Raw genomic sequence first — 23,216 nt, forward strand, 5'->3', positions numbered from 1 at the left:
GGCTATCGCGCATCCGGGATCTCGCACGGCCGGGTCCCGTGTGGCCCGCCCCACAGGATGACCATGACTGCGGCAAAGGGGCGGCCCACTACGGCAAAAGGGGGGCGGCCGCCCGGTCCGGGAGAGGTGGAACCTGGGCGACCGCCGGGTGGGGGTACCGATTGCCGGACTCCCGTGGGGGTACGGTGCGCGTTCCCCCTATGCCGACGGCCATTCCTGTCCGGTCCGAAAACTTTTCACCGCCCAACGCCGGACGCCGGACAGGCTGGATTGCCTGACCGGCGTCGAGAAGCAGTACCGCAGGGTCCGTTACTGCGTGCACCCCTCCTGTCCCGCAGCCAACGTCGCGCAAGCCGTGGCCTCGCCCGCGTCCTTCACGGCCACCATCGGCGTGTACGCGATCGTGTCCCCGGCGAGGGTGATCGATCCGGTCTGCTTCGTCCTGCCGACCGTCACCACCACCTCGTCCCCCTGCGCGGCCTGCGTGATACGCCCCCACGCCGCGCCGCACGTCTCGCTGTAGCGCACCTCGACCACGGCCGTGCCGACGGTGGCCGTCTTGGCGGTCGTCACCAGGTCACCGCTGCAGCCCATGCTCTCCGCGTCCTTGCCGGTGCAGGAGTCACCGCTGCACTCCACCCCGGCCGGCAGATCGGGGTCCGTCGTCACGGAAGGCGAGGGCGACTTGGCCGCGTCCGGGTCCTTGTTCCCGTTGCCGGGGTCGGTGAGGTAGAACACCGCCGCGATCACGACCAGCACACCGACGACGCCCGCGAGGAACATCGTCAGCCGCCGCTTGCCACCGCCGCCGGCGGAGGATCCGCGCCCCGGACGAGGCCGCTGCGGAGGCTCGCCGTACGGACCCGGCATCCCCGCCGAACCCGGGACCGCCGCCCCGGGCACCCCGGCCGTTCCCGACGGCGGCGTCCCGCCCGTACGGCCACCCGTCGGCGACGGCCCCCGATACCCGGCCAGCCCCCACGAGTTGTCCCCGGAGGAACCGCCCTCGCGGACGTCACCCCCATGGGAGCCCCGTACACCCGAGTCCCGTACCGGGGAATCCCGGACGACAGAGTCCCGCACCTCCGGTGCCGTGGGCTGCGCCGGAACCGTGGGCGGCACGGTCGGTGCCACGCCCGCCGGTCCCGCCACCCCGGGCGTCGCCGTCGCGCTTCCGCTCTTGCGGGCGGTCCTGCCCGCCTTCGCACTCCCCTTGGCGTTCGCCGGCGGCGCCCCGAACTCGCTCAGCGCGGCGCGCGCCTGGGAGATCCGGATCGCCTCCATGGTCATGTCGTGGCGCATCTCCGAACGGCTCCACGCCCGTTCGGCGAGCTCCCACATCGTCGTCAGGTGAACGGGATTGGTGCCCGTGACCTCGGCGAGCGCCACGATCGCGCCCTTGGGCGCGAGCAGCCGCCCGTTCAGATACCGCTCCCAGGACGTCTTGCTGTATCCCGTGCGGTCGGCCAGCGCCGCGATGCTCAGACCGCTGCGGTCCACGAGCCGACGCAGCTGGCTCGCGAACTCCCTGACCTGCGGATCGAGTTCATCCGGCAAGGCCCTCCAACGAGGCATTGCTTCCCCCCTCTTCCCCCCGGTTCGTGCTGGTGTTTCTCGCGTTTCCCCCGCGCGTGGTGCCCTCTGCCGAGTCCTCGTTGTGGCTACCCACAGGGATGCGCCGAACAAGGATCTCAGTTCCCGGGGTGGGGGCGCACGGGAGCATCGGAACCGTGGCCGTGCACCGTTGCACGCCCATCGAACCGCGTCCAGTGTTCCACCGGCTTCCCTCTCCGGCCGACGCAACCCTGGCAGTAAGCCCTTGCCAACCACTCGGGACGCCCCGACCCGTCCCGATCGACCACGCTAGCCCGCCTGTTGAACGACTTCGTTGCAAATCCGCGAACTTGTCAACACATCGACACACATAAAGCACATAAAAGATCACACGTGCCACACGCACTCACATGCTTCGCATTCGGACAAGTCCGGCACCTCCGCCTCAACCGGCTCACCCCAGCGCGAGGGCCCCGATCACCGCCGTCAGCACCAGAGCCACGACGAGCACGACGGCGACCACCAGCAACCGACGCGACGGCGGCTCCGGCTTCTTCGGCGGGGCATCCCACCAGGGAAGGGTGGGATCGTCCTCGTACGCCTCGTACGCCTCGTGCTCCTCCCCCTCGCCCCCCTCGCGCCCCTCGTCACCTTCCGGCTTGGCGGCCACCGGCGCAGGCTTCGGCCACGCCTGCACCGCCAGTTCCCACCGCACCCCGAAGCGTTCCGCCTCCTCCTTCCCGGTTCCCGCCACCCGGCACAGGGCGACGACCGCCTGCCGGGGCGGGGGCTGGGTGGCGTTGAGGTAACGCTGCCAGGAGGACTTGCTGTACGCCGTGCGCGCACCCAGCGCGACCAGACTCAGGCCCGTACGGTCCTTGAGCTGCCGCAACTGCTCCACGAAATGCCGCACCTCCGGCGGCAGATCGTCGGGCAGCGGCTGCCAGGCACCCATCGCTCACCTCCGAACCAGATCCGATCGGGTGACGACAGGGGGCGGCGCAATGGTTCCCGAGATACCGCGATGTACCGCGACGTAGCGGAACGGTCACTTCCGTGCCACAGCGCACTGACAGGCGTTGAACAGCGCCTTCACCGTGCCCGAGGGTTGACGCGGACGGCGGCCCGTCCTTCCTCGGGGGAGAGGACGGGCCGCCGTCGTGCCGGAGTGCGGGTCAGCTTCAGCTGTCCACCGTGAAATGCAGCGCGTCCTTCAGGAACGGGATCGTCAGCCACGGACTCGGCTGCGCCATCAACGCCAGCAGCACGATCACGAGGCCCAGCCCGCCGTACGTCACCATGTCCGTGAAGCGCGAGCGCACGGCGAGCATGCCGACGCTCGGCAGCAGCCAGCGCAGCACCGCGCCGAGCAGCAGGGCGCCGCCGATCACCAGCGTGCCGATCCGGAACACGTCGAGCGCGGTGATCAGCAGACCCACCCCGACCAGACCCAGCACCAGCAGGACCGGCCACTGCCGGGCGGGCGCCGGGGCGTCACCGGGCGCGGCGCGGCCGCCACCCTCCGGGCGGGCCGTGTCCTTGGTGAACAGCGGGAAGCGTCGGGTGGTACGCCGGGGCCTGCCCACCGCGTCCGGCGCGCTCACCGGATCCCGGACCTCGATCTCCTCCGCCTCCTCCGCCCTGTCGGCGGCGTCCTCAACCGACACTGCGCTCCGCCGCCTCGACCACGTTGACCAGCAACTGTGCCCGGGTCATCGGGCCCACACCACCGGGGTTCGGGGAGATCCAGCCGGCCACCTCGGCGACGCCGGGGTGGACGTCGCCCACGATCTTGCCGTCTGCGTTGCGCGAGACACCGACGTCGAGGACGGCCGCGCCCGGCTTCACGTCCTCGGGGCGGATCAGGTGTGCGGAGCCCGCGGCGGCGATGATGATGTCCGCGCTGCGCAGGTGCGAGGCCAGGTCCCGCGTGCCCGTGTGGCACTGGGTCACGGTCGCGTTCTCGCTGCGCCGGGTCAGCAGCAGCGGCATCGGCCGGCCGATGGTGACACCGCGGCCGACGACCACGACCTCCGCGCCCTTGATCTCGACGCCGTACCGGCGCAGGAGGGTGAGGACGCCGTTGGGGGTGCAGGGCAGCGGGGCCGGCTCGTTGAGGACCAGGCGGCCGAGGTTCATGGGGTGGAGTCCGTCGGCGTCCTTGTCCGGGTCCATCAGCTCCAGGATGCGGTTCTCGTCGATGCCCTTGGGCAGCGGCAGCTGGACGATGTAGCCGGTGCAGGCCGGGTCCTCGTTCAGCTCGCGGACGACGGCCTCGATCTCCTCCTGCGTCGCCGTGGCCGGCAGTTCGCGCTGGATGGAGGCGATGCCGACCTGGGCGCAGTCGCGGTGCTTGCCGGCGACGTACTTCTGGCTGCCGGGGTCGTCCCCGACGAGGATCGTGCCGAGGCCGGGCGTGACGCCCTTCTCCTTCAGCGCCGCCACGCGGGCGGTCAGATCGGACTTGATCGCGGCTGCGGTGGCCTTGCCATCGAGAATCTGGGCGGTCATGGGTCCCATCCTCGCGGATGACGCCCTCCGGGTTCCAATCCGGGTCGGCCATGGCCTTGGGCCCCGTATCTCCGCCCGTATCCACCCATGATCGATGATGTTGCACTTGCACAACACATAGGGAATGCGGCTGGACAAGTAAGAGCCGACTAAAGAACGATGTGACAGAAGTGCCGCGGGCAGTACCGGGGGGACACACCGCAGACGTAGACCTTCCTCCGAACCGTGCCGCGCGTCCCCGCACTCGGAACAACGGAGGAAAGACCGCCATGAGTTTCGGCGACCCGAACAACCCTTACGGCCCGCCGCAGCCGCCCCAGGGCCAGCCCGGCTACCCGCCGCAGCAGCCGCCCCAGGGGCAGCCCGGCTACGGCTACCCGCAGGGCGCTCCCCAGCAGCCGCCCGCTTACGGCTACCCGCAGGGCCAGCCGGCCCAGCCCGGATACCCCGGATACCCGGGTTACCCGGGCGGGAACATGATGCCGGTGGAGATGCCCGGTCTGATGAAGACCGCGCGCGTCTTCCTCTTCATCCTCGCCGGCTTCCAGCTGCTGTTCGGCATCATCACCGGTGTCGCCGTCGGTGCCGTACAGGACGTGTCCAACGGCGTCGGCTCGGGTGACGACACCGACATGCTGGCCGGTCTCGGCTTCCTGGTCGCCGGCCTCATGGTGGGCCTGGGCGCCCTGTCGATCTTCCTGGGCGTCAAGTTCAAGAACGGCGGCAGCGGCATCCGCATCACCACGATCGTGTATGCGTCGCTGATGATCCTCGGCAGCATCGGCAACATCGTGAACGGCGCCAGCGGCTCCACCACCTTCGCCGGACTCATCTCCCTCGCCATCGCGGGCATCATCCTCGCCTCGATGGTCAACAGCGCGGCGTCGGCCTGGTTCAGCCGCCCGCGTTACTGAACCGCGGTACTGAGCGCTTCACCGAACGCACCGAACATTCACGCTCGTTCACGAGTGACTGAAGAGTTCGCGCCAATTAACAGCCGGGGCCGTGTCTCACCCGTATGAGGGGGACACGGCCCCGCTGCGTCGCCCTACTCTGACGTGGGTAGCCGTCAGGCACGGGGAGACGCACCTTGTACAGCATCATCGTGGTACCTCCGCCGACCACGGAGGACGAGACCGACCGCACCCAGATCCGACTGGCGCCCGGCGAGCGGCTCAGCTTCGGGCGTTCCGCATCGGACAACGACCTCACCATCGCGCACGACGGGGTGTCCCGCAGAGCCGGTGAGATCACCGCGCAGGGCGCCTTCTGGATACTGAGCAACCTCAGCCGGGAACAGACGTACGTCGTGGAGAACCCGGAGGGCGCGGGCGAGCACATCAAGGTCGGGCCGGGGCGGCTGGATGCGCCGGTCCCGTTCGAGTTCTCGCGGATCGTGCTGCCGGCGGCCGGTGATCTGCTGGCGGTCGAGGTGTGGGCGCCGCGCCACGACTACCTCAGCCCCGACGGCGGTCTGGACGGCGCGACGACCGCCCCGGCCTTCTCGGTCGACCGCACCAAGCGGTACTTCGCGGTCCTGGCCGCCCTGTGCGAACCCCGCCTGCGCGGTGAACCGCACGCCCCGCTGCCCACGGTCGACCAGGTCGTGGACCGGCTGCGCCCCCACTGGCCGGCTGCGTCCCGCACTTCCGTGCAGTGGAACATCGACTACCTCGCCGTGAAGCTGCGTCTCAAGCCCGGCCCGGAGACGGCGGACACCGGCCCGCGGCTCAACGGCAAGAAGGAGTCCCTGGTGTCGCTGGCGCTGCGCTTCGATCTCGTCCGGGAGGACGACCTGATCGTGCTGAGGGGGCCCGCGCGCCCGGTGGCCCCGGCGCCCGGCCGGGCGGCCCGGTGACCGAGCCGTACGCCGTGCCGGTGCCGAAGGGGTACCGGGTGGGCGTGTGGGAGGTGCGGGAGCCGATCGCCACGGGGGCGTTCGGAAGCGTGTACGAGGGCAGGCGCGTCGGAACCGGCACGGCCCGGCCGGCCGAGGTGGCCCTGAAGTTCCTGCCCACCGGCACCGGAACTCCCCGCCAACTCTCCCACCTGCGCGAACTCATCGACCGCGAGGTCGAGTTGCACCGCCGGCTGAAGCAGCCGAGGCTGATCCGGATGTACGAGACCCTCGTCGTCGACGACCCGGAGCGCCCCGCCCTCGACGGTGCCACGGTCCTCGTACTGGAGAAGGCGCAAGGTTCGCTGTCCGCGCTGCTGGCGCGCACGCCGAGACCGGAGGCCGGACCGGCGCTGCTGGCGCAGATCTGCGAGGGACTGGCGCAGCTGCACCGGGCGGGCTGGGTGCACGGGGACCTCAAACCGGCCAATGTGCTGCTGATGCAGGACGGTTCGGCCCGGCTCGCCGACTTCAACATGGCGGCGGAGCTGGAGGGCACGCACGCGTACACGCCCGCGTTCTCGACCCCCGACTACACGCCGCCGGAGCTGCTGTGGTCGGAGATCGGCGAGCGGGGCCGCCGGATCCGCCCGTCGGCCGACGTGTGGGCCTTCGGTGTTCTCGCGCATCTCGTCCTGACCGACTCCTTCCCGCTGCCCGGCGGCACGCCGACGGCCCGCCGCGACGCGGCCGCCGCCTACGCCCGCGGCACCGACGAACTGCGCCTGTCGCCCGAACTCCCGGATGCCTGGCGGGAGATCGTGCGGGACTGCCTGACCCGTACGCACACCGACCGGATCGGCAGTCAGGCGCTGCTGCGGCGAGTGGAGGCCGCGGCGGGCACCGGCCGCTCACCGCGCCTGCCACGGTCCCTCCTCCCCCGCCGCCGCTCCCGCCGTACGACGATGCTGGCCGCCGCGACCGCCGTGGTGGCGGTGTCCGCCCTCGGCTACGGCATCAGCACCTGGGCCGGTGCCGGGACCGAGGGGGCCGGCGCCTCGGGCGGCGAGACCACGAAGGTCACGGCCGCCACCTACGGCGCCTCCGAACTCCGTACGGACAAAGGCATCCCGGTGGCCTACCGCCGTCTCATCGTCGACTCCGCCCATGACTGCGTCCAGCAGGAGGTCACCCCCGCCCTGATCGCCGCCCTGCTGAAGGCGGAGAGCAACTTCGACCCGGACCTCTCCGACCCTTCGGTGGGCGAAGAGGGCGAGTACGGCATCGCCCGCTGGACGCCGAGCGTTCTGCGCTGGTGGATCCGGGCGGACGGCGTCGCCGCGGAGGAGACCCCCCGGCCTCCCTTCACCCCCGCCGAGTCGATCCCGGCCGTGGGCCGCTACCTCTGCTTCATCGAGCCGCGGCTGAAGACCTCCCTGCCCGGCGACCGCCGGGTGCTGATCGCCGCCTCCTACCGGACGTCGTCCAAGGTCGTGAACGAGGAGAACGGCGTTCCCGCGAGGATCCGCGACTACGCCGACCGCGTCGCCCACTACCTCAAGGAGTACACGCCGCCCGGCAAGAAGTGACCCTGAGAGGTCTGAGGTACTGCCGCACGGACCGGGCTGGGACGGTGTGAGCACTCCGCTTCGGCGGTACGACCACCGAGTTCACTGGGGGAATCAACGTGAACATCATCAAGCCCGCCACACTCCTCGCCGCGGCCACGGCACTGATCGCCGGCTCCACCGTCGCGGCAACCGCCGCCACCGCCCCGGACGGCACCCGGGTGACCAGCACCCAGCAGGTCGCCGACCAGGTTCTCGCCGGGAGCCCGAAGCCGCTCCAGGTCTCCGCCGACAAGGTCACGTACGACGGCCTCACTGTCACCGCCGCACCTGACGGACAGATCGGCACACGGGACCTGGCCTGCGGCTACGGCCACCTGTGCATGATCGTCAAGGGCCAGAAGTTCGACTTCTACAAGTGCCAGAAGTGGAACCTCACCAACTGGACCGGCGACGGCCCGTTCACCAACAACCAGACGCCCGGCACGGTCGCCAAGTTCTACAACAAGGACGGCAGCGTCCGCTGGACGTCGACGGCGTACCAGGCCGGCACGGCTACCTGGGACCCGATCTGGTCCCTGCGCCCGTGCTGACCTGACACCACCGGCGCCAACCGACCGCGCGGCCTCCGGCTCCCTCGGGGGAGGGCCGGAGGCCGTTCGCCCTTATCGCATAAGATCACACACTTTGCACACGACACGCCGCTTTTGCATGCTCTTGGAATGCCCGCGCTTTCTCTTCCTACCCTGACCCCAGTTTCTGTCGGGGGAGGAAACAGTCATGCACAGCATCATCGTCGTGCCCATGCACAGCACGTGCCCGGACGATCACATTCACCTGGAGCCGGGCGACTCCCTGCCGTTCGGCCGCACGGCAGGACCGTACGGCCCGCACCTGACCGTCGCGCACGAGGGCGTCTCCCGTACAGCCGGAGAGATCACCGCCGCGGGCGCCTACTGGCGGCTCAGCAATCTGAGCAGCGCGCAGACGTACGCGGTCGAGAACCCGGAGGGCGCGGGCGAGCACATCAAGGTCGCGCCGGGCCGGCTCGACGCCCCGGTGCCCTTCGAGTTCGCCCGCGTGGTCCTGCCCGCCGGAAACGAACTGCTGAGCTTCGATGTCTGGGCCCCGCGCCACGACTTCCTGGACCGCGTCGGCCAGCGGGACGGGGCGCCCACCACGTGCGCCTTCCCGCTCGACCGCGGCAAACGGTACTTCCACGTCCTGGTCGCCCTGTGCGCCGCCCGCCTGCGCGGCGAGCCGCACGCCCCGCTGCCGACCGCCGAGGAGCTGGTCGAGCAGCTGCGCCCGATGTGGCCCGCGGTCTCCCGTGCGTCGGTGGCGTGGAACATCGACTACCTCGCGGTCAAGCTGCGCCTCAAACCGGCACCGGACACGGTGCCCAGCGGCGGTCCGCGTCTCAACGGCAAGAAGGAACGCCTGGTCTCCCTGGCCCTGCGGTTCGACCTCGTACGCGAGGACGACCTGGCCCTGTTGAACGGGAACAGGAGCCTCGTCCGATGAGCGCCAACTCGTCGACGCACGCCGTGGACGTCCCGCGGGGTTACCGCGTCGGCGTCTGGGAGGTGCGCGAATCCATCGCCTCCGGCGGCTTCGGCAGTGTGTACGCCGCCCGGCGCGCCGAGCCCGCCGAGGGCATGCCGGCCGAGGTCGCACTGAAGTTCCTGCCCACCGGCACCCAAACGCCACGCCAACTGCACCACCTGCGGGAACTCGCCCAGCGGGAGACCGAGTTGCTGCGCAGACTGCAGCGTCCGCGCCTCATCCGGATGCACGAGGCCCTGACCGTGGACGACCCCGCCCGCCCAGGCCTCGACGGCGCCACGGTCCTCGTACTGGAACGCGCCGAGGGCTCCCTCGACCAGTTGCTCGACCAGTTGTCGGGGGTCCGGCGGCGGGGCCGCGGCGGCACACCCGCCGACCATGCCGTCGCCGTCCCGGGCGGGCCCTCCCTGGTCGCCCAGATCTGCGAGGGGGTGGCCCACCTGCACCACGCGGGCTGGGTGCACGGCGACCTCAAGCCCGCCAACGTGCTGCTGATGGCGGACGGTTCGGTCCGGCTCGCGGACTTCAACCTGGCCGCCGAGCTGGACGGCACCCACGCGTACTCCCCCGCGTTCACGACCTCCGACTACACCCCGCCCGAACTGCTGTGGGCCGAGGTCGGCGACCGCGGCCACCAGACCCGTCCCACCGCCGACATCTGGGCCTTCGGCATCATCGCCCACCTGGTGCTGACCGGCAGCCTGCCGTTTCCCGGGACGAATCCGACGGCCCGCCGGGAAGCGGTGCAGCGCTATGCCAAGGGCCGTGACGAGCTCCGCCTCTCCCCCGAACTCCCGGACGCCTGGCGGCAGATCGTCACCGACTGCCTGGCCCCCACCCACACCGACCGGGCCCCGCACTCCGCGCAGGCCCTGCTGCGCCGGGTCGAGGCCGCGGCCGGGGCGGCACGCTCCCCGCGGCTGCCCCGGCTGAAGCCGAGGCGCGGCCCGCATCCGGCCGTCCTCATCTCGCTCGCGGCGGTCGCGGCGCTGTCGCTGGCCGCCGCCGGCCTCCTCGCCCTGCGCGAGCCCGCGCCGCAGGGGTACGCGCGCTGCGACCAGGGAGACGTCTGCTTCTTCACAAAGCCGGACGGACAGGGCGAGATGTGCGCCTGGTACGAGTACGACGACGACTGGATCGGCGGCATCATCACCTGCGACTGGGCGAGGACCACCGGGCCGAGGTCGGCCTTCAACAACGGCTACACCGGGGACCCGCACGACGACGTCCAGCTCTTCCGCGAGGCCAACCGGAAGGAGCCGTTCGGCTGCATCCAGGAGCTCCAGAAGGTCAACTTCCCTGACCGCGGCGGCCTGCAGATCCGCTCGCACGAGTGGGTGTCGTCCTGCTGAGCGGACAGTAGTCGTGCGGGTGCCCCCGCTCGCCCTACAACCTTCCAGGTACCGCGGTCGCGACCACCACCGGATGCTTGACCTGCCCGCACCGAAGAACGACAACGGGGAGACACACATGAGGACAACCGACCTGACCCGACGCCGCACCACGGCCGCACTCGGGGCCGGCGCGCTCGCGCTCTCACTCGGCCTGCAGTTCGGCGCCACAGCTACGGCGGCACCGGGCTCCGGCCAGGCGGCCGACGTGGTCGCGGCGGCCAAGCCCAAGTTCCAGATGCCGTTCGCCTGCAACACCCACTGGCGGCTCGACACCTACGACAATGGCCACAACCCGGCCCTCGACATCGTGGTGAAGAACAACACGGGATCGTCCGGCAAGAACGTGCTGGCCGGCTACAAGGGCAAGGTCGCCAAGACCTTCTGGGACCGGGGCGCCGGCAACGTCATCATCATCAACCACGGCAGCGGCTGGTACACGGCGTACTACCACCTCAAGGACAAGCACGACAGGTACGTCCAGAAGGGCGACAGCGTCACCGCGGGGACCCGGATCGGCCACATCGGCGCCACCGGCTCCAACAGCGGCGACTGGGCGCACCTGCACTACGAGCAGCGCTACAAGACGAACGGCATCCCGACGGAGGCCAACCGCAAGCCCGTGCACTTCAACGGCAAGAAGTACACAGGCGTGGGCGAGACGTGGAAGGACGTCGTCAGCAAGAACTGCTAGGACATCCGCGGGACGACGGCTCACCGGAAGACGGCATTTCCGTTGCCGGGTACCGGGTGCCGCTTCCAGACTGAAGTCATCCGGGAGTCGGCCGTACGGGGGGTGCGGGATGGCCGGGCGCGACGAGGAACACATCACCGAGCAGCCGGAACCAACCGATGACGACCCGCCGGCACCTGCCCACCGCCCCGCGCACCTCCTCCTCGCACTCGCCCTCGGCTGTGCCGCAGTCCTCGCCTGGTACGCGGCGTTCCCGCTCACGGACGCGCTGCCCGAGGCGCAGGCCGACGACTACGGTTCGGCGGCCTGGTTCCCGCGTGCGCTGGCCGTCGGAGCGGCCGTCGTACTCGTACTGTCGATGGGGCGGCGCGGCGGAGCGCTGGTGGCGGGGGTGCTGGCGGCGCTGGCGGGCGTCATCGGGCTGGCCGGCTACCTGACGTGGCGTCACCCCGAGGTGACGAACTGGCCCGTTCCGACGCCCATGGAACTGCGGCCCGCCGCTCCCCTCGCCCTGTCGCTGATGTGCGCGGCCGTCGCCCTGCTCTGCGTCCCGCTCGCGCTGCGGCGCAGGCCGTGGTTCGGGATATCGGAGGCGGCGGCCGGACGGGCGGGTGCGGTACGCCGCCGTATCCAGCAGGTGATGGTGCTGCTGATCGTCGGCTGCCTGCTGGGCGGGGCACTCGCGGGTGCCGGATCGCTCGGTGCCGCTCTGGTGCGGGGTGAGCGGGAGACGCTGACCCTGCCGCGCCAGGAGGTGCGCTCCGTACCCGAGGAGCGGCTGTACGACGGCGCGTTGCGCACGCCCTCTCCGACCGTCTGGCCGAAGGGCGTGCCGTCGGAGCGCGCCTGGGAGCGAGAGTTCGACAGCCCGGTGGCGCTCAGCACCTGTGAGCGGGAGAAGGAGGACGGCAACGGGACCGAGGTCACCTACCACCAGGACACCGTCGTCGGGGTCGATGACGACCTCGCCGCCGAGGGCGCGTCCGTGGTCGGTGTCGACACCCGTACGGGGAAGGAGCGCTGGCGCTATACGGTGCCGACGACCCGGCACGCCACCGTCGAGCAGGTCGGCGTGAGCGAGGGCTGCGCGGTCCTCGTCCTGGTCGACAACTCCGTCACCACCCTCGACGCCTTCGACGGCTCGGTACGCGGGCGGCTGCTGCTGTCCTCGCTCCACCTCAGTGAGCAGACGAACCCCGGCGGCGGCAAGGGGGGCGCGTGGTGGGAGTTCATCACCTCCACGCGCCCCAGGCTGGACGACGAGGGCAAGCCGCCCCGGGTGGTGCCACTGCCGGGGCAGGACTACGCCTACCTCCTCACCCCCAAGTCGACGGTGCTGGCCGTCCGTAAGAGCGACGGCAGCACGGCCGGGGTGGGGTTCGACGACGACGCCTGCGGTTATCTGGTCCACGGCAGGTACATGGAGTGGGGGCAGGCGATGGTCACCGACGACTGCATCGGAAGGCTCCGCAGCTTCGGGATCGAGGAGCACGACGGCGAGGGCGAGACGGCGCCGCTGCTCTATGGGAAGCCCCAGATGACCTCGCCCGTCCCGGCGGAATGCGGTGGCAAGGGTTGGGCGACGGCGGCGGTCGAGGGAGTCGACAGGCTCCTGGTGCTCTACGAAGGGTGCCCGGCCGACCGGCGCGGGGCTTGGTGGGTCACCTTCGAACCCGAGCCGTGGCGGGACGATCCGATGGTGCGGTGGGAGCGCTGGACGGGGTACTCGCCCCGGATCCGGGAGGCCACCCAGCCCGTTCACACGCACACCGGCTTTGTACTCCCGCACAGCGACGGCATGCTCGTCGTGAACGACTTCTACCGCAAACCGTCGGACACCCGCGTCGTCCCGCTGCCGGGCCGGGACCCGGCGGTGGCCTTCGCGATGGAAGAGGTGCAGGGCATCAACAGCGACCGTATGCGCGACAACGGCCTGCTCGTCCTCGGCGCGTCCGGGAAGGTCCACGCCGTCGTCGAGACCATCACCGGCGCCAACGAGTTCAAGGTCGCCGACAGCCAGCGCTCCCCCGTCGCCCCGGTGGCCGACTGCCAGGGCCGCACCGGCCTCCTGGCCGCCCACACCTCCCCGACGATGCTCCTCACCTGCACGTCCGAGAAGAACGGCAGCACGAAGGCGGTCGCGTACGGCGGGGAGGAGCGCGCCGAGAACTGGTACGAGCCGGAGGAATGAAGTGACCGGCAATCAGGGGAGCGTGAAGCCTGCCGGGTAATTGCGGTGATCCGCGGCGTGGGCTGAGCGAAGATGTCCCAACCGGCGGATGAGACGAGGGACTTGGGGACTTGGGGACTTGTGCCTTCGTCCGCCGGTTCTGTGACGTCTCCGTTCCCGCAACCGCAACCCGCAAGGAAGGTCCGTACATGAGACTGGCCCGAGCCGCCCTGACTGTCGCGGCCACCGCCCTGACGCCCGCCCTGCTGCTCACCACCCCGGCCTTCGCCGCGTCCGGTGCCACGACCGTGGCGACCGCGTCCGACGCGACCGCCTCGGGCGTCGACGAGATGTCCGACGACGACGTCCGGGTCGCGATCATGCGCATCATCGCCGACCCGGACACCGGCAAGGCCGTCTACGCCGCCGCGCAGGCGGCCATGGACGGCACCATCGAGGACCAGCGGTACTTCCTGGAGACGGGCCGCTGGATAGCCCAGGCCGAGGACGACCGCGTCGCCATCGCCCGCATCCTCGCCTCCGCCGACCCGAAGACCGACAAGGCGGTCATCAGGGAAGCCAACGAGGCCCTCGACACCAACACCCCTCAGGCCCTGCGCGCCTTCCTGGAGACCGGCTACCGCCTCGCCGTGGCCGAGGACGACCGCGTCCGCATCGCCCGCATCCTCGCCGACCCGACCATCAGCGACGCGCTGCGTGCGGCGGCCGAGGGGGCCATCGAGGGGACACCGGAGGAGATGCGGTACTTCCTGGAGACCGGACAGTACGAGGTCTGATCAGAGGGACTTGACGAAGAGGGCCCAGGCTCGGGTGGGGAACACCAGGGCGGGGCCCTCTGGGGTTTTGGAGTCGCGGACGGGGGTGATGCCGGGGAGGTTGTCGGCCACTTCGACGCAGTCGGCGCCATCTCCGTTGCTGTAACTGCTCTTGCGCCAAACGACGGAGCTCAGGTCAATGCCCCTGTTGCGCTTCATCTCTGTAGGTCCTCGCTGCTTCTTCGATCAAGGCCAGGGACGCCTCAGGCGGGAGTGCGACGGCCCTGAGCAGATCGTACGACCTGCGGTACTCCTTCACGAGGGCCGGAAAGTCGGCAATCTGCCCGTCGAAGCTGCCCTCCGTCCACACCAACGGTGGCGCGTCAGGGAAGGCCATGATCTTGGCCATGCCGTGCATGAGGGGGTGCGCAGCGGTCGTTTGCGGGACGACCTGCAAAACACTCTCCGTGGCCCGGATCACGTCGAGGATGTGCTCCAGCTGCTCGGCCATCTGCTCCGGCGGCAGCAGCGGGTTCCGAATGAGCGACTCGCGAAGGATCCCCCAGTAAGTGGGCCGCTCCTCGCGGTCCCACAGTTCCGCACGCAGCAGCCGCGCGCGGACACGCTGCTCGATCAGCTCCCGAGGTAGCAACGGCCTCCCGTGGTGCATCAGAACCCGCATGTACGGCTCGGTCTGCAGGAGGCCCGGGATGACGTTGGGCGCCCATTCCTCCAGCGTCTCCGCCTGCTTCTCCAGGTCCGGTACGTCCGCGTAGTACAGCGGATGCCCCGCCCGCCGTGCCTTGGCGACGTCTTCACACCGCCGCTGGAAAAACCCGTCCGTGCCCAGCCGTTCATCCACATGGCGGGCCAGATCCATCGGCATTCCCCGCTCTCCGCGCTCGATCTGGCTCAGGAACGGGATCCCCCGGAAACTCCCCTCCGCCAACTGCTCCAGCGTCAGTCCGGCCAGCTCCCGCTTGTAACGCAACTCGGCGCCGTAGAAGCAGGGAACACTCACCGACGCGTCAGGGTCCTTCTTCGCGGGCACAACCACCACCACCGTTTCCCAAGCTTCCGTGCGAACCCGAAACCTCTCTTACGGTACGCAGCTTGACGCCAATCTGTGAGCGATCCACCACAGAACGCACACGGAGGCGTATCCCCATGCACCCCCACCACGAAACCGACGCCTGCATCGAAGACCTCCGCACCGCCCTGGAAGCGAACGGCATCACGCTCCCCTCCCTCGGCGTCGACCTGCCGACCTTCGCCGACGCGCTCACCACACGGCCCCTCATCGCACTGGGAAACTGCAACCAGACCACCGCCCGCGCCCTGATCACCGCCCTGCGCAAGGCGGCCGGCCAGTGAAGCCCCTCGCCCTCGAACTGCTCGCACTCCCCAAGGCGATCCCCGAGGCCCGCCGGGCCGTACGCGAGCACCTCGGTGGCCCCTGCCCCGAAGTCCAGCTCTGTGTCAGCGAGTTGCTGACGAACGTGATCAACCACGTCGGCGAGGGCGCACCGGTGACCGTCCGTCTGGTCCATGGTCAGGACGGCCGTGTGCGGGTGGAGGTCACCGACCCCGACCCGCACGCCTGGCTCATCGCGCGCCACCCGGGCGAGGACGACGAAAGCGGCCGCGGCCTCCTGCTGCTCGACGCAATCGCACGACGCTGGGGCGTATGGCTGACACCCGCCGGCAAGACCGTGTGGTGCGAGTGCGCTCTGAAAGCGCCTGATTGCATTCCCGGTTCAGCCGGCCGCACCACCTGAGTTCATGGCAGTCACTGGAGAGCCCGTTGCGATTAACGTCGCACGGCGGGTTCGGGAGGTGGCCGCTGGGAAAAGGACCAGCCCACGGGCTGTCACCTCGCCCGGCGGCCCACCTCACACTCCCCCCACGACCCTGAAACATTGCAGGTACTGCTCCGCTGCCACGACCGCCACTGTGATGCATGCGCCGCCACGGGGGACGGCACAACAGACCCCGCCACGATGCGGCGATCGACGAGAGAAGGACAGGACATGATCCGAAAGAAGATCGCAGCGGCGGTCGGTGCAGCGGTGCTCGCAGGTCTGGGCATTGGTGCCACCGCCACTCCGGCGAACGCCGCGTGGACCGACTGTTCCTCGGGATCCCTGTGCGCCTACCTGGGCGACAGCGGTGCCGGTGACCCGGGCGAGGTATCGGGGAACAACAGCAACCTGCTTCAGTACAACAAGTTCGACAACGCCGAGTCGGTGTACAACAACGGCAACAACTGCAACGTTCGGGTCTGGAACGGCATCAACCACTCCGGCAGCTACTTCACCCTCGAACGCGGTTACGTCATCTCCAACCTCGACACTTACCGCAGTGGCATCTTCGCCGACGACCTCGCGTCCAACCGCTGGTGCGTGTGACACGCCATGCGACATCTGCTGTGGTCGGCCGCCGCAGCGCTCCTCGTGGCCGGGTGCTCTCAAGCGCCCGGCCACGAGGCCGCAGCCAAGGCCCAGCCTGATCCCCGCCCCCTCGGTGGAAGTCTGCACTTCACGGCCGCCGAGTCCGCCGCGTTGCACCGCGCCGAGGAACGCGAAGTACAAAAGTGCATGCGGAGTCGGGGCTTCGGCTACAGCGAGGTACCGGTCGGCGACGTCCAGCGGGAAGCGGCCACAAGTCCTTACGGTCTGCTGCCCCGGAGCCGCGCCGCACAGGACGGCTACGGCCTTACGGTGCAGCGGCTGAAGACCCCGCCTGCGGATCCGAACGCCCAGCGGCTGTCCGCGCTGTCCGAGCGGGAACGCGGCGTGTGGGAGGCGGCGCTCAAGGGCGCGGAGAACGGGCCACGGCAGGTGATCGAACTGCCGGAGGGTCCGTCGCTGTCCATCCCGACCGGCTCCTGCGCGTCCGTCGCACGTCAGAAGGTGTACGGCACTTCCTGGGAGCGGAACCATTTCACCTTGCAGAACCTCAGCAACTCGATCGTGGAGGACACCCTCGACCACCCCCTCGTGAAGGCAGCGGAACGGAAATGGGTCGTGTGCATGCGGCACGAAGGGTTCCCGTACCAGGACCGCGAGGATCCTCTCAGGGCAATGAGGAGACACCTGGATTCGGGGAAGTCCGACGCGGCCGGCCTCCGTGCGACCGGAGAAGAGGAGCTGAGGATCGCCCGGCGAGATGCCGCGTGCCAGGCCGAGGCCGATCTCGCCGAGCAGGTCGCCCGGGCCCAGAAACTGGTGGAGAGCGCACTGTCCCCGGCTCGGACTTCCGTGCTGAAGGACTTCCGCGCTGCGCGGCAGGCTGCGTTGACGGGCGCGGGCGTACCCCTGGCACGGTAGCCTCGCCTCAAACGGCGTGACGCCGGGGCAGGTTGAAGAAGAAGCGGTCGGGGGATCGATGACAGACCAGCGGTACGCCGCTCTCGAACAGGCGGGCGCCACCCCGCTGAAGTCGACCGACCCCGGTCGCATCGGACCCTACGTCCCCCTCGGCCTCCTCGGCAGCGGCGGCATGGGCCGCGTCTACCTCGCCCGCCCCGCCGACAGCACCCCCGGCCTCGCCGCCGTCAAGGTGATCCGCCCGGAGTACGCCGAAGACCCGAGGTTCCGGCGGCGCTTCGAGCGGGAGGCCTCCCTGCACGCCCGCGTGCACACCCCGCGCGCGCCGCAGCTGCTCGGCACCGGGTTCGACGACACGCTGCTGTGGATGGCGACGCAGTACGTACCCGGCCTCAACCTCGCCGACGCGGTGCGCGACTGCGGCACGCTGGCGCCGGCCGGCGTGTGGCGGCTGGTGGCGGACCTCGGGCAGGCGCTGTCGGCGATGGCCGCCGCCGATGTCGTACACCGGGATCTCAAGCCGTCCAACGTGATCCTGTCCCCGCAGGGCGCGCACGTCATCGACTTCGGCATCGCGCAGGCCGCCGACAGCAGCGCGATCACCTCGACCGGGAGCAGGGTCGGCACACCCGCCTACATGTCGCCGGAGTATCTGCGTGAGGGGCGCTGCGACACCGCCTCCGACGTCTTCTCGCTCGCGGGGAGCCTGATCTACGCCGCCACCGGCCACGCCCCCTTCGGGGACGGCACCGGCGTCGATGTGATGCACCGGGTCGCCTTCGAGGAGCCCAAGCAGGAGATCATGGCCGAACTCGCGGCCGTGGACCCCGCGTTGGCCGCCCTCCTGTCCGCCTGCCTCGCCAAGGACCCCGCCGGGCGCCCCACTCCACGCCAACTCACCGAAGCCGCCACAGCCGCCGGTCACGGCCGCGCGGCCGTCTGGCACGAGCCGCTGAGCGCCCGGCTGCTGGCCCGAGGGCAGGCCTGCGACGCGCTGGAACAGGTCGGCGTCCACGAGACCGTCCAGCTGCGTACGCCGACACAGCAGCCCGTCCCGCCCGGCACTCCGCCTGCACCGCCCTCCTGGCAGCACGCCACTCCCATCCAGACCCCGGCGCCGGAGGACGGCGGCCGTCGGAACAAGCGGAAGGCCTACCTCGCCGTCACCGCCGGCCTCGCCGTGTGCGCCGTCGCCGCGGGCGCCTTCTTCCTCACCCGCCCGTCCCTCGACGAGACGGACTCGGCCGCACCGGCGGCAGCCGGCAGCACCGCCCCCGATGCCGCGCACGCCTCTCCCCTCCCCAGCTCCTCCGCCTCGCCCTCCGGCGACAAGGAGAGGGGGGAGGGAAAGGAGAAGGGGAAGGAAACCAGCCCGGGGGAAGCGGAGGCCGAGAAGTCACAGAGCCCGGACGCACCCGCAGGCGGCGCAGGCGCAACGCAGTCCGCTCCCACCGCCGAAGCCTCCCCCACATCCGACGGCGACGGCAGCGGCGGCGGCACCGCCCCGACCGCCACCCCCCCCAAGACCGCCACGACTCCCGCCACCCCGCCCTGGATCTCCCAGTGCACCTACTACTCCGGCACCGAACTCACCGACTACGGCGACAAGGGCCAACGCGTCGTCCAGGTGCAGTGCATGCTCACCAAGCGCGGCTACAGCGTCGGCAGCGCGGGCGTGGACGGCGAGTTCGGCAGGGACACCGAGTCCGCGGTCAAGCAGTTCCAGAGCGCCAAGGGACTCGAGGTGGACGGCCAAGTGGGGCCCAACACCTGGGCGGCCCTGCGGAGTTCCACATGACGCAGGGCCCGCCGTCGAGATGAACGGCGGGCCCTGCGGCTGGTGCGGCTCAGTCGAACCTGCGCGGCTCAGTGGAAGAAGTGCCGCGTCCCCGTGAAGTACATCGTCACGCCCGCCTTCTTCGCGGCCTCGACCACCAGCTCGTCGCGGACCGAACCGCCCGGCTGGACAACGGCCTTGACGCCCGCCTCGGTCAGGATCTCCAGACCGTCGGGGAAGGGGAAGAAGGCGTCGGACGCGGCGTACGACCCCTGCGCGCGCTCGGCGCCGGCCCGCTCCACCGCCAGCTTCGCGGAGTCCACGCGGTTGACCTGGCCCATGCCGACGCCCACCGACGCACCGTCCTTGGCGAGGAGGATCGCGTTGGACTTGACGGCCCGGCAGGCCTTCCAGGCGAAGGCCAGCTCCGAGAGCTCCTCGGCGCTGAGCGCCTCACCCGTCGCGAAGGTCCAGTTGGCGGGGTCGTCGCCGTCGGCCTGGAGGCGGTCGGTGACCTGGAGGAGGGCGCCGCCGTCGATGGGCTTGACCTCGACGGGGTTGCCGGGGCCCTCGGGGCAACGCAGCACGCGGATGTTCTTCTTCTTGGCGAGGGCCTCCAGCGCGCCGTCCTCGTAGTCGGGCGCGACGATGACCTCGGTGAAGATCTCCGCGACCTGCTCGGCCATCTCCTTGCTGACCGGGCGGTTGACGGCGATCACGCCGCCGAACGCCGACAGCGGGTCACAGGCGTGCGCCTTGCGGTGCGCCTCGGCGACGTCCGCGCCGATCGCGATGCCGCAGGGGTTGGCGTGCTTGATGATCGCGACGGCCGGCTCGGTGTGGTCGTACGCGGCACGGCGGGCGGCGTCCGTGTCCGTGTAGTTGTTGTACGACATCTCCTTGCCGTGCAGCTGCTCGGCCTGCGCGAGGCCAGTCCCGCTGCCGTCGACGTAGAGCGCTGCGGGCTGGTGCGGGTTCTCGCCGTACCGGAGCGTGTTCTCCCGCTCCCACGTGGCGCCGAGGAAGTCGGGGAACCCGGAGTCGTCGACGGGGGCGTAGGAAGAGGCGAACCAGCTGGCGACCGCCACGTCGTACGCCGCCGTGTGCTGGAAGGCCTCGGCCGCGAGCCGCTTGCGGGTGGTGAGGTCGAAGCCGCCGTCGCGGACGGCCGCCAGGACGTCGGCGTAACGGGCCGGGCTGGTGACGACCGCCACGGACGGGTGGTTCTTGGCGGCGGCGCGCACCATCGACGGACCGCCGATGTCGATCTGCTCCACGCACTCGTCGGGCGAGGCCCCGGACGCGACGGTCTCGCGGAACGGGTAGAGGTTGACGACGACGAGGTCGAACGGCTCGACGCCGAGCTCCTGCAGCTGCCGCTGGTGGTCCTCCAGGCGCAGGTCGGCGAGGATGCCCGCGTGCACGCGCGGGTGCAGCGTCTTGACCCGGCCGTCCAGGCACTCGGGGAAGCCGGTGAGCTCCTCGACCTTGGTGACGGGGACGCCCGCCGCGGCGATCTTCGCGGCCGTGGAGCCGGTGGAGACGAGCTCGACACCGGCCTCGTGCAGCCCGCGCGCGAGCTCCTCGAGCCCGGTCTTGTCATAGACGCTGACGAGCGCCCGGCGAAGGGGCCGCTTGTTGCTCTCGGCGGTGGCGGTCACTGGATAACTACCTTTCGTCCCTCAATGCGATAGCCGTTACGGGCGAGCCGCCCCACGACCTCGACGAGCAGCCTTCGCTCGACTTCCTTGATGCGCTCGTGCAGAGCGCTCTCGTCGTCCTCGTCCCGGACCTCCACCACGCCCTGCGCGATGATCGGCCCGGTGTCGACGCCGTCGTCGACGAAGTGGACGGTGCAGCCGGTGACCTTGGCGCCGTACGCGAGGGCCTCGCGGACGCCGTGGGCGCCGGGAAAACTGGGAAGAAGGGCCGGGTGGGTGTTCACGAAGCGTCCGCCGAAGCGTGCGAGGAACTCCTTCCCCACGATCTTCATGAACCCGGCGGAGACGACGAGGTCGGGCTCGTGGGCGGCGACGGCCTCGGCGAGAGCCGCGTCCCACTCCTCCCGGCTGTCGTAGTCCTTGACCTTCCGCACGAAGGTCGGCAGCCCGGCGCGCTCGGCCCGCGCGAGCCCCTCGATGTTCTCGCGGTCGGCACCGACGGCCACGATCTCGGCGCCGTACGCCTCGGGACCGACGGCGGCGATCTCGTCGAGGAGCGCCTGCAGATTGGTGCCGGATCCGGAGACCAGCACGACGAGGCGCTTGGCCACGGGCTTGGCGGCCACGGTGGGGCCCTTTCTCGGGGGTGCGTTCTTCATGCGGCCGGCACTTTGTAGGCGCTTTGTATATTCGTACGATTGCATCGCGCCCCGGGATACGGGGAAGTCTACGAAGCGGCCGACCGTCAGCAACGATACCGGCACTACGGACAGCCCCCACGGGACGGGGGCGTGGCCGGAAGGTAGCGTCTGGGGGAGCTGGCCCGGGAACGCGGTGGTGGTGCGGTGCGTTCACGAAGTGACAGCTCATGTCGGATCAGTCGTTCACCAAGATCAGTTGTTCACCAAGGGGAAGACGCTCACTTGATGTCGGACCGCAGCCTGCGACTCCTCACTCTCCCTCCGCAGTCCGCGCAGGGAGGGAAGCGTGGCGCCGTCCTGCTGCGAGAGCGGCCCGCCTCGCCTCCCGACGCGCCCTCGGGCAAGAACTCCGGCGGCGAACAGGGCAGTGGCGCCCAGGACGACAACCCCTTCGCCCCGCCGCCGGAGGGCTCGCCGGACCGCCCGTGGCAGCCGCGGCGCCCTTCCGGCGAGGACGGCTCGCAGGGTTCGGGCGAGGGCGGCGGGAACTCGCCCTGGGGCAGTCAGTGGAGCGACCGCCAGCCGGGCCGCTCCCCCGACGGCTTCGGAGAGCGTCCCCGCGGCGGCCCTGAGGGCCCCGGGAATGACGGCCCGAGCTCGGGCATGCGCTGGGACCCCACCGACCCCGCCCAGCGTCGCGCTCGCTACGCCCTGCTGTCCGGTATGTGGGCCTTCTTCTTCGCCCTCTTCAGCTGGCCGTACGTCGCCCTGCTCCTCGGCGCGCTGGCCCTCTACTGGGGCATCACCAGCCTCCGCACCAAGCCCCGCACCCCCGACCCGGACACCCCGGCCCCCCGGCCGGGCGGCCGCCCTCAGACGACGGCGGCAGTGAGCGGCCTGGTCACGGCGTCCCTCGCCATCGCGGTGGTCGCGGCCGGGTTCACGGCGCAGGTGGTCTACAGCGACTTCTACACCTGCACGAATGATGCGCTGACGAACGAGGCGAAGCAGGCGTGCAATGAGCTTTTGCCGAAGGAGTTGCGGGGGGTTCTGGGGACGACGGACTGACGGATCCGGGTCCGGGTCCGGGTTCGGGTTCGGGTCCGGGTTCGGGTTCGGGTCCGGGGTGCCCTCAGGGGGCCTCCGGTGGATCCGATGCCTCCTTCATCGCCGCCCAACGCTCTGTGCGGGAGGCGTCGTCGTGCCAGGCATCGGGCGAGGGCGACTCCGGTGACGGCTCCGCCGGCGGCTCAGGCGTGGGCTCGGCGGGCGGGAAGTCGTATGGCTCGAAGGTCGTGTCGTGGTCGTACTCCACGTGCGGGATGTCCTGGTCGGAAGCCTCGTACGGGGCATCCTCGTCGTACTGCGCGAACCGGGGATCCCGATCCTTGCCCTGCTGCGGAACGGGCTGGTCCGGCGCCATCGCCGTGAGCGGTGCGTCCTGGACGTAAGCCTGGTGCCCCGTCTTTGAGTCCGTCTTCGAGGTCGCCTTCGAGGTCGCCTTCGAGTTCGTCGGCGCACCCCCGCGCTTCCCCGGCTCCGCCGCCCGCGACCACCACCCGCCGACCAGCGGCAGCCGCTCCCGCAACCGGCGTCCACCCGCATCCGAGCCGCTCTCCCCGGAGCGCCCCTCCCCCGACGCCTCCAGCCGGGGCTTGCCGATCCGCGCCCCTTGCGTCTCGGTCACCCGCTCATCCCGGCGCACCGCCCCCGCCCGGCACCGCCACGCCCGTACGAGCAC

The 23,216-nt window shown here is 70.5% G+C and carries 23 protein-coding genes and 1 pseudogene; 15 read left to right on the forward strand and 9 right to left on the reverse strand.

Features of this window, described 5'->3' with window-relative positions:
* Positions 1–309: 309 nt before the first annotated feature.
* The 4 genes from ADL12_RS14875 to ADL12_RS14890 form a co-directional block, all read right to left on the reverse strand.
* A complete protein-coding gene (locus ADL12_RS14875; RefSeq protein WP_062702476.1) occupies positions 310–1,557 on the reverse strand; it encodes a helix-turn-helix domain-containing protein in 1,248 nt (415 codons plus the stop codon).
* Positions 1,558–2,008: 451 nt separating this feature from the next.
* Positions 2,009–2,509, reverse strand: a complete 501-nt coding sequence (locus tag ADL12_RS14880) for a helix-turn-helix domain-containing protein (RefSeq protein ID WP_062702478.1) — start codon at positions 2,507–2,509, stop codon at positions 2,009–2,011.
* Between the two features lie 226 nt (positions 2,510–2,735).
* A complete protein-coding gene (locus ADL12_RS14885) occupies positions 2,736–3,221 on the reverse strand; it encodes a DUF3017 domain-containing protein (protein ID WP_062702480.1) in 486 nt (161 codons plus the stop codon).
* Positions 3,211–4,065: a bifunctional methylenetetrahydrofolate dehydrogenase/methenyltetrahydrofolate cyclohydrolase gene (locus ADL12_RS14890; RefSeq protein WP_062702482.1), complete on the reverse strand. Its 855-nt coding sequence runs from the start codon at positions 4,063–4,065 to the stop codon at positions 3,211–3,213. The genes ADL12_RS14885 and ADL12_RS14890 overlap by 11 nt, the downstream gene beginning before the upstream one ends.
* 269 nt (positions 4,066–4,334) lie before the next feature.
* On the opposite strand from ADL12_RS14890, the gene ADL12_RS14895 reads away from it, so the two are divergent.
* From ADL12_RS14895 to ADL12_RS14935, 9 genes are all read left to right on the forward strand, one after another.
* Complete coding sequence (locus ADL12_RS14895; protein ID WP_062702484.1) at positions 4,335–4,979, forward strand: hypothetical protein; 645 nt, start codon at positions 4,335–4,337, stop codon at positions 4,977–4,979.
* Positions 4,980–5,155: 176 nt separating this feature from the next.
* The gene (locus ADL12_RS14900; protein WP_062702486.1) at positions 5,156–5,923 is read left to right on the forward strand and encodes an FHA domain-containing protein; all 768 of its coding nucleotides are present in this window, start codon (positions 5,156–5,158) and stop codon (positions 5,921–5,923) included.
* On the forward strand, positions 5,920–7,491 hold the full coding sequence (locus ADL12_RS14905; RefSeq protein ID WP_062702488.1) for a protein kinase domain-containing protein: 1,572 nt from the start codon (positions 5,920–5,922) through the stop codon (positions 7,489–7,491). Before ADL12_RS14900 ends, ADL12_RS14905 begins: the two co-directional genes overlap by 4 nt.
* Positions 7,492–7,589: 98 nt before the next feature.
* Positions 7,590–8,063, forward strand: a complete 474-nt coding sequence (locus ADL12_RS14910; RefSeq protein WP_062702490.1) for a hypothetical protein — start codon at positions 7,590–7,592, stop codon at positions 8,061–8,063.
* 187 nt (positions 8,064–8,250) lie between these two features.
* Positions 8,251–8,994 carry a hypothetical protein gene (locus tag ADL12_RS14915; protein ID WP_062702492.1) on the forward strand — a complete coding sequence of 248 codons (744 nt, stop codon included), beginning with the start codon at positions 8,251–8,253 and terminating at the stop codon, positions 8,992–8,994.
* A complete protein-coding gene (locus ADL12_RS14920; RefSeq protein WP_079052049.1) occupies positions 8,991–10,388 on the forward strand; it encodes a protein kinase domain-containing protein in 1,398 nt (465 codons plus the stop codon). Before ADL12_RS14915 ends, ADL12_RS14920 begins: the two co-directional genes overlap by 4 nt.
* 118 nt (positions 10,389–10,506) lie before the next feature.
* Positions 10,507–11,121, forward strand: coding sequence for a M23 family metallopeptidase (locus ADL12_RS14925; protein WP_159053171.1), 615 nt, complete (start codon positions 10,507–10,509; stop codon positions 11,119–11,121).
* A 109-nt stretch (positions 11,122–11,230) separates the two neighbouring features.
* On the forward strand, positions 11,231–13,312 hold the full coding sequence (locus tag ADL12_RS14930) for a PQQ-binding-like beta-propeller repeat protein (protein ID WP_062702497.1): 2,082 nt from the start codon (positions 11,231–11,233) through the stop codon (positions 13,310–13,312).
* Between the two features lie 188 nt (positions 13,313–13,500).
* Positions 13,501–14,088 (forward strand): ALF repeat-containing protein, encoded by a 588-nt coding sequence (locus ADL12_RS14935; RefSeq protein ID WP_062702499.1) that lies wholly within the window; start codon positions 13,501–13,503, stop codon positions 14,086–14,088.
* Here ADL12_RS14935 and ADL12_RS14940 read toward each other — a convergent pair whose 3' ends face one another.
* A complete protein-coding gene (locus tag ADL12_RS14940; protein WP_062702501.1) occupies positions 14,089–14,286 on the reverse strand; it encodes a DUF397 domain-containing protein in 198 nt (65 codons plus the stop codon). It abuts the gene before it with no gap.
* Complete coding sequence (locus tag ADL12_RS14945; protein WP_208614548.1) at positions 14,264–15,118, reverse strand: helix-turn-helix domain-containing protein; 855 nt, start codon at positions 15,116–15,118, stop codon at positions 14,264–14,266. Before ADL12_RS14945 ends, ADL12_RS14940 begins: the two co-directional genes overlap by 23 nt.
* A gap of 116 nt (positions 15,119–15,234) precedes the next feature.
* Here ADL12_RS14945 and ADL12_RS14950 point away from each other — a divergent pair, with 116 nt between their 5' ends.
* The 5 genes from ADL12_RS14950 to ADL12_RS14970 all read left to right on the forward strand — a co-directional run bounded on the left by ADL12_RS14950 (position 15,235) and on the right by ADL12_RS14970 (position 19,194).
* On the forward strand, positions 15,235–15,441 hold the full coding sequence (locus ADL12_RS14950; protein WP_062702503.1) for a hypothetical protein: 207 nt from the start codon (positions 15,235–15,237) through the stop codon (positions 15,439–15,441).
* Positions 15,438–15,845 carry an ATP-binding protein gene (locus ADL12_RS14955; RefSeq protein WP_062702505.1) on the forward strand — a complete coding sequence of 136 codons (408 nt, stop codon included), beginning with the start codon at positions 15,438–15,440 and terminating at the stop codon, positions 15,843–15,845. The genes ADL12_RS14950 and ADL12_RS14955 overlap by 4 nt, the downstream gene beginning before the upstream one ends.
* A gap of 252 nt (positions 15,846–16,097) precedes the next feature.
* Entirely contained in the window at positions 16,098–16,475 is a 378-nt protein-coding gene (locus ADL12_RS14960; RefSeq protein ID WP_062702508.1) for a peptidase inhibitor family I36 protein, read from the forward strand.
* A 6-nt stretch (positions 16,476–16,481) separates the two neighbouring features.
* The gene (locus tag ADL12_RS14965) at positions 16,482–17,396 is read left to right on the forward strand and encodes a hypothetical protein (RefSeq protein ID WP_062702510.1); all 915 of its coding nucleotides are present in this window, start codon (positions 16,482–16,484) and stop codon (positions 17,394–17,396) included.
* A gap of 58 nt (positions 17,397–17,454) precedes the next feature.
* Positions 17,455–19,194, forward strand: a complete 1,740-nt coding sequence (locus ADL12_RS14970) for a serine/threonine-protein kinase (RefSeq protein WP_062702512.1) — start codon at positions 17,455–17,457, stop codon at positions 19,192–19,194.
* Positions 19,195–19,262: 68 nt separating this feature from the next.
* On the opposite strand, the gene purH is transcribed toward ADL12_RS14970, so the two are convergent.
* Together purH and purN are read right to left on the reverse strand one after the other, a co-directional pair.
* Entirely contained in the window at positions 19,263–20,834 is a 1,572-nt protein-coding gene (purH, locus tag ADL12_RS14975; RefSeq protein ID WP_062702513.1) for a bifunctional phosphoribosylaminoimidazolecarboxamide formyltransferase/IMP cyclohydrolase, read from the reverse strand.
* Entirely contained in the window at positions 20,831–21,460 is a 630-nt protein-coding gene (purN, locus tag ADL12_RS14980; protein ID WP_062702515.1) for a phosphoribosylglycinamide formyltransferase, read from the reverse strand. The genes purH and purN overlap by 4 nt, the downstream gene beginning before the upstream one ends.
* Positions 21,461–21,760: 300 nt before the next feature.
* On the opposite strand from purN, the gene ADL12_RS14985 reads away from it, so the two are divergent.
* On the forward strand, positions 21,761–22,543 hold the full coding sequence (locus ADL12_RS14985; RefSeq protein WP_062702517.1) for a hypothetical protein: 783 nt from the start codon (positions 21,761–21,763) through the stop codon (positions 22,541–22,543).
* A 64-nt stretch (positions 22,544–22,607) separates the two neighbouring features.
* Here ADL12_RS14985 and ADL12_RS14990 read toward each other — a convergent pair.
* Positions 22,608–23,216, reverse strand: a pseudogene (locus tag ADL12_RS14990) (hypothetical protein); the annotation flags it as partial.

Origin of the sequence: Streptomyces regalis (assembly GCF_001509475.1) — a bacterium.
Lineage (GTDB): Bacteria > Actinomycetota > Actinomycetes > Streptomycetales > Streptomycetaceae > Streptomyces > Streptomyces regalis.